12 protein-coding genes are annotated in these 14539 nt (G+C 44.6%); 7 read left to right on the top strand and 5 right to left on the bottom strand.

The genetic code is table 11. From position 1 onward, the window contains the following. Nucleotides 1-29 precede the first annotated feature (29 nt). From alr to GCU85_RS02400, 3 genes are all read left to right on the top strand, one after another. Nucleotides 30-1100 carry an alanine racemase gene (alr, locus tag GCU85_RS02410; RefSeq protein WP_152808987.1) on the top strand — a complete coding sequence of 357 codons (1071 nt, stop codon included), beginning with the start codon at nucleotides 30-32 and terminating at the stop codon, nucleotides 1098-1100. A 96-nt stretch (nucleotides 1101-1196) separates the two neighbouring features. Further along, nucleotides 1197-2555, top strand: a complete 1359-nt coding sequence (gene radA / locus GCU85_RS02405; protein WP_152808983.1) for a DNA repair protein RadA — start codon at nucleotides 1197-1199, stop codon at nucleotides 2553-2555. A gap of 135 nt (nucleotides 2556-2690) precedes the next feature. Next, a complete protein-coding gene (locus GCU85_RS02400; RefSeq protein ID WP_152808981.1) occupies nucleotides 2691-4337 on the top strand; it encodes a cation:proton antiporter in 1647 nt (548 codons plus the stop codon). A 51-nt stretch (nucleotides 4338-4388) separates the two neighbouring features. Here GCU85_RS02400 and GCU85_RS02395 read toward each other — a convergent pair whose 3' ends face one another. Together GCU85_RS02395 and GCU85_RS02390 are read right to left on the bottom strand one after the other, a co-directional pair. Further along, a complete protein-coding gene (locus tag GCU85_RS02395) occupies nucleotides 4389-5750 on the bottom strand; it encodes an MFS transporter (RefSeq protein WP_152808978.1) in 1362 nt (453 codons plus the stop codon). Nucleotides 5751-5874: 124 nt separating this feature from the next. Further along, on the bottom strand, nucleotides 5875-6720 hold the full coding sequence (locus GCU85_RS02390; protein WP_152808975.1) for a TraB/GumN family protein: 846 nt from the start codon (nucleotides 6718-6720) through the stop codon (nucleotides 5875-5877). 334 nt (nucleotides 6721-7054) lie between these two features. Between GCU85_RS02390 and GCU85_RS02385 the strand changes: the two genes are divergently transcribed. Next, nucleotides 7055-8647, top strand: coding sequence for a cation:proton antiporter family protein (locus GCU85_RS02385; protein WP_152808973.1), 1593 nt, complete (start codon nucleotides 7055-7057; stop codon nucleotides 8645-8647). On the opposite strand, the gene GCU85_RS02380 is transcribed toward GCU85_RS02385, so the two are convergent. Further along, nucleotides 8644-10161, bottom strand: a complete 1518-nt coding sequence (locus GCU85_RS02380; RefSeq protein ID WP_152808970.1) for an MFS transporter — start codon at nucleotides 10159-10161, stop codon at nucleotides 8644-8646. The genes GCU85_RS02385 and GCU85_RS02380 overlap by 4 nt on opposite strands. A gap of 251 nt (nucleotides 10162-10412) precedes the next feature. Between GCU85_RS02380 and msrA the strand changes: the two genes are divergently transcribed. Further along, complete coding sequence (gene msrA / locus GCU85_RS02375) at nucleotides 10413-11051, top strand: peptide-methionine (S)-S-oxide reductase MsrA (protein WP_218110483.1); 639 nt, start codon at nucleotides 10413-10415, stop codon at nucleotides 11049-11051. A 10-nt stretch (nucleotides 11052-11061) separates the two neighbouring features. On the opposite strand, the gene GCU85_RS02370 is transcribed toward msrA, so the two are convergent. Together GCU85_RS02370 and ruvC are read right to left on the bottom strand one after the other, a co-directional pair. Then, the gene (locus GCU85_RS02370) at nucleotides 11062-11559 is read right to left on the bottom strand and encodes a C40 family peptidase (protein WP_218110482.1); all 498 of its coding nucleotides are present in this window, start codon (nucleotides 11557-11559) and stop codon (nucleotides 11062-11064) included. Nucleotides 11560-11675: 116 nt separating this feature from the next. Beyond that, complete coding sequence (gene ruvC / locus GCU85_RS02365) at nucleotides 11676-12197, bottom strand: crossover junction endodeoxyribonuclease RuvC (protein ID WP_152808968.1); 522 nt, start codon at nucleotides 12195-12197, stop codon at nucleotides 11676-11678. Between the two features lie 350 nt (nucleotides 12198-12547). Between ruvC and GCU85_RS02360 the strand changes: the two genes are divergently transcribed. Continuing rightward, nucleotides 12548-13258, top strand: a complete 711-nt coding sequence (locus GCU85_RS02360; protein WP_152808965.1) for an SDR family NAD(P)-dependent oxidoreductase — start codon at nucleotides 12548-12550, stop codon at nucleotides 13256-13258. Between the two features lie 160 nt (nucleotides 13259-13418). Continuing rightward, nucleotides 13419-14426, top strand: coding sequence for an amino acid ABC transporter substrate-binding protein (locus GCU85_RS02355; protein ID WP_152808963.1), 1008 nt, complete (start codon nucleotides 13419-13421; stop codon nucleotides 14424-14426). The last annotated feature ends 113 nt before the right edge of the window (nucleotides 14427-14539 follow it).

Here is a 14539-nt window from a genome sequence, read left to right as displayed (position 1 = left end):
TGTTACTTGTATAAACTGAGACTCATCTGATGCGTGCCACAACAAAACACATTAATTGTCGTAACCTAACCCATAATTTACAGGTGTTGATGGCACACGCGCCCAATAGCCAATGTGTTGCGGTAGTCAAAGCCAATGCCTATGGTTCAGAGGCCACTGCCGTGTATTCTGCGTTAGCGTCGGCGCATTTGTTTGCGACTGCCTCGATTGAGGAAGCCATGGCGCTTAGAGCGGCAGGTGCGGATAAGCCGATTCTATTGCTAGAAGGCCCTTTTGAACCATCTGATATTGTTCTGGCTGATGAACACGGGTTTGAGTGCATGGTGGCAACAGCGACGCAGTTGCATTGGCTTGTTAATGCATCGGTGACTTTTGCACGGGTTTGGTTTAAATATGACACGGGCATGGGGCGGTTAGGGTTTCAGGCGCAGGATGCTGAGCAAGCGATGTCACAACTGCTAACGCGGTATGCACCATCGCAAATTGTGCTATCAACGCATTTTTCTAGCGCTGACCTGCCCGATGCGGCAATCACTGCCGTGCAAATCGCACGATTTGATGCCTTTGCAAAGCAATACCCTGACTGCAAGCAAAGCCTGTGTAATTCGGCAGGTATTTTGCGGTTTCCTGAGGCGCATCGAGATTTTATTCGACCGGGAATCGCCCTGTATGGGGCTTCGCCCTTTGCAGAAACGCAGGCCAGCGACCATGATTTACGCCCTGTGATGACGCTGAAAACGCGTGTGTTGTCGGTAAAACACTTTTTGGCCAATGACCCCATCGGCTATGCGCAAACCTATCGTATGCCAACTGACGGGTATATTGCGATTTGTGAAATCGGCTATGCTGACGGGTACTCGCGTTTTATCCCCACAGGCACGCCCGTTGTCATCAAAGGGAAGCAGTACCCGCTGGTTGGGCGAGTTGCGATGGATATGATTGCGGTGTTGGTCGATGATTCGGTTGGTGTTGGCGATGCGGTGATTTGTTGGGGAGAGTCCTTGCCGATAGAGATTGTTTGCGAACACGCGGGCACCATACCGCATCAGCTGCTGACAACGGTAACTGAGCGGGTGAAAAAATGTATCCAGACCGCGTAATAAAACGCGTTTATCATCGTTAATTAGCGGCATATAAGCGGTATATAAGCGGGGCGTATTGATTGTTAACCACCAAAAAAAGGTCATCATAGCGACATGAGTAAAGCAAAAACACAATACCGCTGCCGAGAATGCGCAGCGACCTATCCGAAATGGATGGGGCAATGTTTGGATTGCAAAGCATGGAATAGCCTAGATGAAGAGCAGGTCAGTGCAGCGCAAAGCAAACCATCGCGTGGCGGCGGTTATACGGGCGGTGCAAGCCAAGCCATCGTGACGCTGGATCAAGTCAAGGGCCAATCGCATATCACGTACTCTACTGATATGGGCGAGTTTGATCGAGTATTGGGGCAGGGTGTGGTCAAAGGCTCAGTGGTGCTTTTGGGGGGTGATCCAGGGATTGGTAAATCGACGTTATTGCTGCAAGCCATCGCGAATTTATCCAGCCGCATGAAAACCCTTTATATTTCAGGTGAAGAGTCAGCGGAACAAGTGAGTCTGCGCGGCCAGCGTTTGGACAAAGATTTGTCTCAGTTTTCGTTTTTATCCGAGACGGAGGTAGAGAAAATACTCGCTACCTTGCAATCCTTTGCCCCCGATGTCTTGGTTATTGATTCGATTCAAACCATTTTTACGGCGACACTCAGCTCAGCGCCAGGTTCTGTGTCACAAATTCGCGAGAGCGCGGCCGCTTTGGTGCGCTATGCCAAACAAAGCGGCTGCACGGTGTTTGTTATCGGGCACGTGACCAAGGAAGGCGCGATTGCCGGGCCACGTGTATTAGAGCATATGGTTGATACGGTGTTGTATTTTGAAGGGGAAGCCGCGTCTAAGTTTCGGCTGTTGCGGGTGGTTAAGAATCGCTTTGGTCCTGTCAATGAATTGGGGATTTTTGCCATGACCGCGACAGGCCTCAAAGGCGTGACTAACCCCAGTGCGATTTTTCTTACAGGGCGAGAAACCGCCGTGGCGGGCTCGACAATTATTGTTGGCTGGGAAGGCTCACGCGCTATCTTGGTTGAGTTGCAAGCACTGGTCAGCGATGCGCTGGGACACCCCAAGCGCGTTGCGCTGGGGTTGGATCAAAGCCGCCTGACGATGTTACTTGCTGTGCTGTCTCGCCATTGCGGGATTGTAATGGGCGACCAAGATGTCTATGTGAATGTAGTGGGTGGCGTAAAAATGCCTGAGACGGCAACGGATTTGGCGGTGGTGCTCGCGTGTTTGTCTAGCTTTAAAAATCAGCCTGTTGATCATAAGACGATTGTTTTTGGTGAGATTGGGCTGGCGGGCGAAATTCGCCCTGTGCCGAATGGCGAAGACCGTGTTATTGCTGCCGCGAAACAAGGGTTTACCCGTGCCATTATTCCAACAGCCAATGCGCCGCGTAAAAAAATTAATGGCATGGAAATTGTCTGTATCAAACGAATTGAAGAGGTCCTGGCATTAATGTGAGTTGTAAATTGTGGTAGACTGGTATCGAACGACCAAACGTTGAATCCAAGCGTTGAATTTTTAGTTTTTTAACTGATGGTCAGATGAGTTGTTTGAGCGATTTTTGATTGGCTGGTTTTTAATTGAGGATGCGTGATGGATTGGTTTTTTAGCACGGTAAATAACCCGTTTTTTGAATTTTCTGCCATATTGGCCATTGCAGCGCTGCTTGGAATTTTGGGGCAATATCTTAAACAGCCATTAATCGTTGTTTTTATTGCGCTAGGCATTATAGTTGGCCCCTCAGTGCTTGACATTGTGCATTCACACGAAAAAATCCACTTACTCGCTGAGATAGGCATTGCCCTTTTGCTGTTTATTGTTGGGCTAAAGCTGGATTTGCGCATCATAAAATCGGTCGGCAAAATTGCCCTATTGACAGGGCTGGGTCAAGTCATCTTTACCTCATTCGCAGGTTATGTTATCGCGATACTATTAGGGTTTAGCAGTTTACATAGCCTTTATATTGCAGTTGCATTGACTTTTTCGAGTACAATCATTATTGTCAAATTGCTGTCAGATAAAAAAGAAATTGATGCATTGCACGGACAAATTGCAATCGGATTTTTGATTGTACAGGATATAGTTGTCATTTTAGCTATGATTGTACTTTCCTCGATGCAGCAATCAGACACAGTTTCGCTGACAACAGACATGATAAAAACCTTAGCCTCAGGTATTGGGCTGCTGGGTTTTACGGTGTTGATTTCCAAAATCGTAATACCTAAGGTAAGCCACTTAGCGGCAAAATCACAAGAATTACTAGTGCTTTTTGCTATTGCTTGGGCAGTTTCTTTGGCTTCTATCGGTGAGGCGATTGGCTTTAGTCGCGAAGTTGGTGCTTTTTTGGCGGGAGTTAGCCTTGCCTCAACAGCGTATAGGGACACGATTAGCCTTCGACTGACCAGCTTGCGCGATTTTTTGTTGTTATTCTTTTTTGTCCATTTGGGGGCAACACTGAATTTATCGTTAATTGGCGGACAATTATCTGCCGCACTGCTACTATCGACATTTGTATTAATTGGAAACCCACTCATCGTTCTGATTATTATGGGGGTTATGGGGTATAAAAAGCGCACATCCTTTCTTGCAGGTTTAACCGTTGCACAGATTAGTGAGTTTTCATTGATTTTTGCGAGCCTTGGGTTGAGTCTGGGGCATATTAGTGACGAAGTGGTTGGTTTGATTACCTTAGTTGGGCTTATTACCATTGGGCTGTCGACCTATCTTATCCTGTATTCTCACCAGATATACCATGCAATTTCACCTGTGCTTAGCATTTTTGAACGTCAACATTGTATCGAACCTGAGTGTTTTGATAAGCACTCAGGTCAATATGATATTATTATTTTTGGTTTAGGCCGTTTTGGCGATAGGTTGGCGGATAGGCTAGACGAACATCCTAGTATTCGTTATTTAGGTGTTGATTTCGATCCGAATGCAATCAAAGCATGGCGAGAAAAAGGTCGGCAGGTTATCTACGGTGATATGGAGGACGCCGAATTGTTTGAGGAAATACCGTTTAAAAGTAGTGCCTATATTATTAGTACGATACCTGATATTGAGCGATCTTTGAGTTTGATTAATGCGCTAAAAGAAAGCGATTACAGTGGCGAAGTGTTTGTGACGGCGCTGACCGAAAAAGACCACATAAAAATGCAGCACAACAAAGTAAAAAATATCTTGCGGCCACACCAAATGGCTGCGGCTTATTTCTATGAATTTTATATTAAAAACAAATAACCTTAAGAGAAATATAATATTTTACGAGAATTCAGGTTTTTATTAAGTAGTTTATTTTGTTTTTTCATCGCTATCTATGTGCTCAATGTCATCAATTTCATCGTTTGTGTCTGTGTTTTTGAGAGATTCTTGCGATTCTTCTTCAAAGACGCTAGACAACGCTGTCATCGTTGGCGTGACAGAGACCGAGCTTTCGGAGTCGCTGACAATCGGTGCATCGGATACGGCCATGCGATAAGCACAAAACAAGGTCAACACCGCAAAAATTGACAGCGTGAGGTAAAAATACGCATTCGGGCCAAAAAATGCAATGGCTTTGCCCGTTAATAGCGGGGTAATAATCATACCAACGGAATAAACAAGCACCAAAGTAGCGCTTGCGCTAATCATTTGCTTAGGCGCTAGCCAGTCATTCATATGCGCCACGGATAAGCTATAGGTTGGTAAGACCATTGTGCCGATAATGGCGAGCCAAATGTACAGACTGATTTGGCTCATGTCGGTAATCAATAGCGCCATAATGGTAAATACACATCCAAAGATAGAAATCACAAGCAGCACTTTACGTCTATCGTATTTGTCGGAGATTAAGCCACTAAAAGGAATGGCGAAAATACCTGCCGCAATGATGATGCTGGCAATGGATGCGCCAAAATTTTGTTGCGCTGGGAATACACTAACGGCAAATAAGCTACTGGAGTAGATGAAGTTACCGTGAATGCAACCTGCTAAAAAACAACCCACCAGCCCGACGGGAGAAATTTTATACAGTAATTTAAGGCTGACCGTATCGGGGAAGCTAAAATCAGGGACAGATTTTGCTGACATTAATATTGGGATAGCCGCCATAGAGACAAAAATGGAACCTAGTATAAATAATGTATTCGATTCGGCGGGAATAAACCACAATAGAAAATTCCCGAGGATTGGTGCGCCCCAACTAAACATCATATATAGGCTGAGGTTTTTACCTCGGCTTTGATTGTCAGACATTTCGTTTAACCAACTTTCGGCAATGATTAAGATGACTGCTGCTGCAAACCCATTGATTAGACGTAATATAAACCAACTGTAGTAAGTCGGCTTGATGTATCCCTGTGTTTTACCCAGTCCAATGGTTTCAAAGAACTCAGGTACCATAAATAAGAGTAGAAAAATCACAGACGCAGCAGAGGCGAGCGCGCCAAATACACGCACATGTCCTACTGAGGCGATAATTTTCATACCTCGCCAAGAGCCGACAAAATAGCCCATAAAATACGCAGACATGAGAAAGCCTAATTCAACCGTAGAAAAGCCTTCTAAGCGGCCGCGATAAGTAACGAGCGTATACAGTAGGCCTTGTCCACCGAAAACCAACCCAAGGCCAAGAAACAATGACCAAGACCGAAAAAACAATTGTAGCCAAATCATAAAAATACCTTTGTTGTTGGGTGGTTAACAGTGGTGGCAGCACAACGCAATCTAAAGTTGCGACTTAGGTCGTTGGCAGGCTCGCGACTAATTAGGTGTTTTGACTAATTAGCCCGTTAGCTGCTTATTGGCGTTGATAGCCTGCTTTGATAAGCGCGTTGGTAATGCTGTCATCACCATAGACGTGCAACGCGCCAACGGCGACAAAAAGCGTTGGATTGGTCTTGTTGAGGGTGATGATTTTTTTCGTCATTTGTTGGTTTCTGTCGATGACAAAGGATTGAAATAACACAGGCGTTTGTTCTCGCATTTCGGATAGTAATTGGTTGGTTAATTCATCGGCGGTTGGACTGCCTTGGTAAATGTCCACTAGGTTGTCGAATTGTGTTTTGTTTTTATCCGTATCGTTTGCCTGTGAAATACTGTCGATAATTTCTGACTCAGGTATTTTTAGAAACCCTTCGATCTGCGAGGAAAATGTCTCTAGTCCAACAACAGGGAGTTGCTTTTCGCTGGCCATGTCAGCAATCGCTAGGTCAATACCCAGCTCAGTCATTCCATAGTCGCTCGCTAGCTTTGTACTTAACTCCATCATCACCATCCAAGGACGAAAATGTGTCATGCGGTTAACGGCGTCTTCGCCAAATAGGTCATTCAACGCGGCAAGGGGTTGTGCGGGTAGCCAATCGCTAATTTCGCGTGAGGTGTCAATGCCTTTGCTGGACATTAGCGCGATTAGTTCAAGCATTTGTGCATCGTCTGTTAAATCAACCTCTAGTGCCAGCGCGTCAGACTGCTGCAAATGCGCTGCAATAGCGGGCGCGAGTGGGTAAAAATCGGGTTTGGCAAAATGGATGGTGCCAAACAAATAAAGCGTCTTTTCGTCTTTTTTTAGCTCAATAATTTGGTTAGATAGTGCCGGTGATAACAGGGCTAAATAGCTGATGAGTAGTAAGCCTATTTTTTTCATAATGCCTCGTGGTTGATTTTTCTGTTGTTGTCTTTTTGACTGTGTTTTTTTGTCTGGGTTAAGTGTGCTTGTTATCGGTCAAAGTAATGTTAGCAGTCAATAGGTATCTACGATAATTGTGCTATAATTTTCGGTATAAAGCTATCGGTGACAGCTTATAGTGATAATAAGTGGCGATAGTGAGCAATAGTGAGCAATGCGTCATTTTTATGTGTCATCCTCCTTGCTGGGCTGTCGGTCACAGACAGCTTAAAAAAGAGAGGTAAAGATAGACAGGTAGCGCAAGCAGTCAAGCAGCGCAATTAACAAATTTTCTACAACCGACTAGACTTTTATGGAACAAGCAGAATTTGCATTTATTGGTGGCGCATTTATTGGTGGATTAGCTGCCATGTTACTGAGGTTGCCGCCACTCGTGGGATTTTTGGCGGCAGGTTTTGCCCTTAATTATTTAGGTTTTACGTTAACCCCAACATTGGAAACCATATCGAATTTGGGGGTCACGTTGTTGCTGTTTACCATCGGGCTCAAATTAGACGTCCGAACACTACTGCGCGGTGAAGTATGGCTTGGGGCGACTAGTCATATGATTATATCGAGTGCAATTTTGGTGCTTTTATTGTCGTTACTTAAACTAACAGGCATTGCTTTATTGGTGCAAAGTGATTGGCAGACCTTTTTGCTATTGTCGTTTGCCTTGGCTTTTTCAAGTACCGTATTTGCGGTAAAAGTATTAGAAGAACGCAGTGAAATGCAATCGTTCTACGGGCGGTTAGCCATTGGTGTGCTCATCATGCAGGATATTTTTGCGGTCTTGTTTTTGAGCGCCTCAACTGGGAAATTGCCGAGTATTTGGGCGTTGGGCTTGTTCTTGTTAATTCCGCTAGCACCGTTTTTACGGCGCTTGCTCAATATGGTTGGGCATGGCGAAATGCAAATTCTTTACGGTGTTTTATTGGCCTTGGTCCTCGGCTATGGTTTGTTTGATTTTGTTGGTGTAAAAGGCGACCTTGGTGCACTGATTATTGGAATGCTGTTAGCCCCGCATAAATCATCGCACCAACTGGCCAAATCATTGTTTCATTTAAAAGAATTTTTATTGGTTGGGTTTTTTCTGTCGATTGGTTTAATCGCATTGCCGACGATGGAGTTACTGTTGTTGGCTATGTTGTTGCTGTTGTTGATACCAGTCAAGAGCATTTTGTTTTTATTGATATTTAATCGCTTTCGTCTGCGCAATCGCACCTCGACGTTGGCAACGCTCAGCCTCAGTAATTACTCGGAATTTGGATTGATTGTCGCGGCACTAGCCGTATCGCAAGGCTGGTTTCACGAGTCGTGGCTGGTCGTGCTGTCGATTGCTGTTGCCATGAGCTTTGTGTTGGCATCGCCCATCAATAGCGCAAGCGAAAAAGTGTATTTGTATTTGGATAAGTTTTTACCGAACATCCCGATTGAAAAACTCCACCCTGCTGATAAGCCCGTTACCATTAGTAACGCTGATGCCATTGTCCTGGGTATGGGGAAAATTGGGCGGGGTGCGTATAAGCGCCTTGTGCAAAACTATGATTTGGATGTCTTAGGTATCGATAATAATATCGATAAAGTAAATGAAATTCGTGAACAAGGGTATCAAATCATTCATGGCGATGCGAGTGATTCGGATTTTTGGGATAAATTAGTCAGTAATCAAACGACGCAAATGATATTACTCGCCATGCCCAGCCATTACGGAAACGTCCATGCGATGGAGCAATTGGGGAATCGTGGGTTTGATGGCAAAATTACCGCAATTGTTGAATATGCGGACGAGATTGAAATACTCAAATCATTAGGCGTTGACCAAGTTTTCCATGTCTATGACGAAGCGGGTATGGGGCTCGCCGATAGTGCAATTATGGTTGCGGGGATTCGGAGCGACAGCTAATCTGTCTTTGCGTTAGGCGGTGCTTCGTTTTCGGTTTTAGCGTTGTTGCCATTGCCGTTGTCATTGTCATTGTCATTGCTATCGTCGTCTTTATCGTCGTCTTCGGTGTCCGCGTGAGACACATCTTTTGGTTTTTCATTGGGCGATTCTTCATTAGGCGCCCCTTCATTGGGCGACCCTTCGCTTTTAGGCGCTTCGTCAGCGCGATACGCGTTATCAACGTCATGGGTGTTTTCTTTCGTGTTTTCCGCGATACTTTCCGCTGTATTTTCTGCCGTATTTTCGTTGATATTGGTATCGTAATGACGCTTGCTAAAGACGAGTTTGCGGGCAGGGCTTTGAAAGGTAAAGGCAACAAAGCGCCGTTTGTGCGTGCCTTTTCTGGGGCGAATTATGATGCGTAAGAAAGCATAAGCGGCAAAAACCAAGGTAACAATCGCAATTACGCCAAAGACCAGCTGGTTGTTTTTTTGCATAAAAAAGCTGGTCATAATGGGGCCGATAACCGCGCCAATACCATAAAACATTAATAGTCCGCTAGAGGTCTGTGTTCTTTCATGGGCAGGCGCTAAGTCGTTGGTGTGTGCAACACAGATTGCATTCATCGAAAAACCAACGCTGCCGTAACAAATCGCCAGAAAGTACAGCCATGCAAGCGATTGACCTTCAGTAAAAACGAGAAAACTACTGACAATGGCCGTCATCACACCAGAAAAGACCAACACCCAGCGACGATCGATATGATCAGATAGCTTGCCTAGTGGGAATTGCAGTAGCATCCCTGATGCGATGCCCAAACCAATAAAAATTGCCGTTTGATTCGAATTAAGCCCCAAACTAATGGCATAAATAGGGGCGAGTGCGTAATAAATACTATTTACCATGCCAACAACAAATGAGCCAATCATACCGACAGGAGAGACTTGGTATAGCTTGCGTATATTCGGTCGGTGCGGTGAGCTAGGGGTAGGTGTTTTGGATTGCGTGGTTAGAATCGGCAATAAGGCAAAAGAATACAAAATAGACACAATTAAAAACAGTTTAAATCCTGTAGGGCTGTCGAGCAGCATAATTAATTGTCCAAATCCTGCAGAGCCGTAAGTGGTAATCATGTACAGAGCGAGAATCGTCCCTCGATTTTTATTGGTTGCGCGGTCATTAATCCACCCTTCGGTGACAATAATCATCCCGCCCATGCAAAATCCTGAGATAAATCGTAAACTCCCCCAAAATACTGGGTCAACCCATAATAAATGCGCTAAGGCGGCGCTGGATGCAATCGATGCAAAGGCAGCAAACGCGCGGATATGTCCAAAGCTGGCGACTAATCTAGACGCATAGAACGAACTCAGCAATAACCCAAGAAAATACGCGGCTAATACCACACCGATGACAGTCTCAGGGAAGGCTTCGCTTTTGGTGCGAATCGAAATGACCGTGCCAAAGAGGCCATTAGCGACAAGGAGCAAGCCAAAGCTAGCCAATAACGGAATTAACGCACGAAAAGTTGACATGACACATCCTGATTGAAAACCTTGTTTAGCGTAAGGAAAATTCACGAGAAACACAAGCAGATTTATCTATTATTTTACGGTGGCGGTAAAAACGGTCCCAAAGCGACTGGAAAACGATTGCAAAACGATTGAAAAGCAACTGAGAAGCAGCTAAAAAGCGAAAAAATAGTGCTTGCACAGATTGCGCTTCGTGTTGGCTGATGGTAACCTGATAGGTAATGATTAGTCCGTTTATACTGGTGGTTAATGCAATGACAAACGAGTTTACAATAGCGCAAACACAGCAATCACAAACACAGCAATCGCAAACACAGCAGCCAACAGAGCAATCCACACAGCGTGAGGACATGCTAGAGAATACCGTCTTTCAAGCGACCTTGGGCGGTGGTTGTTTTTGGTGTTTGGAGGCATTTTTTCAACAGCTCAAAGGCATTAGCGATATTCAGCCGGGTTTTTCAGGCGGGCACACAGAGAATCCAACGTACCGACAGGTCTGTCAAGGTGATACGGGGCATGCAGAGGTTATTCAATTCACCTACCAGCCAGACATTATCAGTTATATTGATATTCTTAAGTTATTCTTTACCGTGCATAACCCCACGACGCTTAATCAACAAGGGCATGATGTCGGTACGCAATATCGTTCGGTCGTTTTTTATCACGATGACTACCAGCAATACGTCGCGCAATCGATGATTGCTTACTTAGAAAGTGAAAAAATCTGGCAATCGATTGTGACAGAAGTCGCCCCGTTTGCCCATTTCTATCCTGCCGAGCCTGAGCATTTCGACTATTATCGCAATAATCCGCAAAATCGTTACTGTACGGCAGTGATTCAGCCTAAATTAGAAAAATTCAAATCCCTGTTTGCCGATAAGCTGATTTCTTAACGTGTGAAAATTAAATTCGCGTGGTTTTCCAATAGTACTTTTCCCAATAAGGATTAGAGAGTGATGAAATAATCACACCTTTACTCGTGCTGGCGTGCATGAACTGGTTATCACCGACATAAATACCAACGTGGCGAAGATTCCAGCCAGTTTTGAAAAAAACCAAATCCCCTGGTTTTCGCTCAGAAAACATTACTCGCGAACCGACTTTTGCTTGCGCTTCTGTGGTGCGTGGCATGTCAATACTAAATATCTGCTGAAAACCCTGCATGACAAATGCCGAACAGTCAATGCCGCTACGCCCCGTTCCGCCCAAGCGGTAGGGTGTTCCTTTCCAAGACTGGTAAAATGCCATCAGTTGTGCCTGTGTGGCGGGTGCTTTGGTTTTTTGTTTGGCGGATTCACCACGCCAATTCACTGCGCATGCGCTAAGGCTGGTGCCAAGCCATAAAATCAATACCACCTGCGATAGGTTATGTAATGTTTTTTTTGTCTTTATCATCATCATGTCGGTGTTACCTGTCCGTGTTAATTTTTTGGCCTTTGAAAGTAAGTGTTTTTTAGAATGAATGTGGTTTGATTTGGTTTAGTTTTGTTTTATTTGCGTTCAATATCAGTTAGTTATCAATATTGATTCCACAGTTCTAATCGCCCCGATTTTTTGTGTGCCAAGCTCGTTTGTAAATGATGGGCGTGCGTGAGTGCGATGGCGAGCGCATCTCCCGCATCGGCTTGGATATTGCCCGTTAAGCCAAGCACGGTTTTGACCATGTATTGGACTTGTTCTTTGGACGCACCCCCTGTGCCCACAATCGCGTTTTTAATCGCTTTGGGAGCGTATTCGCCAATTGGCAGCCCATGGATGGCAGCGACGGCAATAGCGACGCCTCTGGCTTGCCCCAGTTTTAAGGCAGAATTTGGGTTGGCGTGCATAAAAATTTGCTCAATCGCAAATTCACGAGGCTTAAAATGCGCGATTAACTCCTGAATGCCTTGGTGAATCATCATTAGCCGAATGGGCATCGCTTCTTTACCCAGCCGAATACAGCCACTATCAACGTAGCGGGTTTGTTTGCCTGTAAAATCAACGAGTCCATAGCCTGTAATGGTTGAGCCAGGGTCAATCGCTAGAATTCTTATCGTCATGGGATGCTGTGCTTTATAGTTGCTTAGGTGGCTGTTTGGGTAGTTGTTTGGGTAGTTGTTTGGGTAGTTGTTTGGGTAGTTGTTTGGGTAGTTGTTTGGGTAGTTGTTTGGGTAGTTGTTTGGGTAGTTGTTTGGGTAGTTGTTTGGGTAGTTGTTTGGGTAGTTGTTTGGGTGCGCTTTAGATTATAGCAACCCAATGGCTTCATGGATAGGTTTATTGGTGGGTTTATCGAAATCGTTTTTATTGGTTGCGCTTTTGTTGGTTGCGCTTTTGTTGGTTATGCCTTTATTGGTTGTACTTTGATTGAGGATACTTTACGATAAGGTTTTATTCTAAAAAAAGGGGCAGCATGAAACACATTGTGGTATTTGGCGCCTCCGGCAGCATCGGACAGGCCATCACACAACAACTGGCAAAACAACATGAATCCTGCACGATATATGCCGGGTCGCGTCAGGATATGTTCTTTGAACAACGAAATATACACAGTTTCTGTGTCGATCCACTTAGTGATGAATCATTACAAAAATGCGCCAACGACATCACCGTGCCACTTGATATGATTATTATCACCCTTGGTATGCTACATGACAGCCACGTGCAACCTGAAAAATCGCTGCGCCAAGTTGAATTATTTGCCATGCAAAAAATCTTTAACGTCAACACGTTTGCACCAGCATTAATCATGAAGCACTTTATGCCAAAACTCAACAAATCAAGCCGCACACTATGCGCCGCATTATCAGCCCGCGTGGGCAGTATTAGCGACAATCGACTCGGGGGTTGGTACAGCTACCGCGCCTCTAAAAGCGCCCTTAACATGATGATTAAATGCGCGAGCATCGAATATAAACGCAGCCATCCAAAGAGCATATTTGTCGGCTTACACCCAGGCACTGTAAACAGTCAATTATCAAAACCCTTTCAGGCTAACATACCAGATGCACAATTATTTTCACCTAACCACAGTGCACAGCAATTACTTGACGTGTTAGGCAAATTAGACACCACGGATAGTGGACGAGTATTTGATTATGCCGGGCATGAAATACAGCCTTAGCCTGCTAATGCGACGGTTAAAAAATCTATTTATTTGAAAATAATAGTTATTTTCTTTTGTGAAAAAATGTTTGCTTGCTTTTTTGTAAAAGTGGTAATATGATTTACCTGAATTTATAGTAACAATAACTAAAATACAATCACACAATAAGGGGAAAAATATGAAAAAAACACTCTATACGATGGCAATACTTAGTGCTTTTTCTGCTGTGCAAGCACAGAGTACATTAGCGTCAGTTAAATCCAAAGGCGAACTCGTTTGTGGTGCATCACAGGGTATTGCAGGGTTTTCAGTTGCGGATGACAAAAATAACTGGTCAGGAATTGACGTAGATTTTTGTCGTGCCGTGGCATCGGCAATCTTTGATGATCCAAGCAAAGCCCGATTTGTGCCATTATCGGCCAAAGAACGCTTTACCGCCATTCAAAGTGGCGAAGTCGATTTATTGTCAAGAAATACCACCGAGACCATGAGTCGCGATGCCACGCTTGGATTAAATTTTGTTGGCGTGACATACTATGATGGTCAGGGCTTTATGGTGCGTAAAAGCTTAGGTGTGAGCTCGGCCAAGGAATTAGACGGCGCGGCGGTTTGTACTGATACTGGTACGACAACCGAACTCAATATTAACGACTATTTCAAAGCCAATAATTTGGCCTTTAAGCCCGTTGTTTTTGAGAAAAAAGACGAAGTTATTTCTGCATACGATGCAGGGCGTTGCGATGTGGTATCAACCGATATTTCGGGGTTAGAGTCTTATCGCATTAGCTTGAAAACACCGTCTGATCACATGATTTTACCTGAAGTTATATCCAAAGAACCACTCGCACCAGCGGTGCGTCATGGCGATGATGCATGGTTGGATTTGGTAGAATGGTCTCGTAGCTGTATGATTAACGCCGAAGAATTAGGTGTGACGTCTAGCAATGTTGAGGAAATGAAAAAATCAGACAATCCGAACATCAAGCGCCTAGTCGGTGTTGATGGCGAGTTTGGTAAGTCAATTGGATTGTCAGAGAATTGGTGTGCCAGCATCATTAAGCACGTAGGTAACTATGGTGAAATGTATGACAGAAACCTAGGCCCTAATGCCGCAACCACTATCGATCGTGGTCTGAACCGTTTGTGGAATGACGGTGGTATCATGTACGCGGCGCCAATTCGCTAATTCAATAAGCGCAGCGCAGTATGCCGACTGCAATAGTAGTCGGCATATCACTATTACCTTTTATTTGCCTTTTAACTAACATCCAATTAACATTAAAATTAAAAGGAAATAAT

It is taken from the genome of Ostreibacterium oceani (assembly GCF_009362845.1).
In the GTDB taxonomy this organism is placed as follows: domain Bacteria; phylum Pseudomonadota; class Gammaproteobacteria; order Cardiobacteriales; family Ostreibacteriaceae; genus Ostreibacterium; species Ostreibacterium oceani.
Note: the sequence above shows the minus strand (reverse complement) of the source record. Positions and strands in the feature narration are given on the sequence as shown.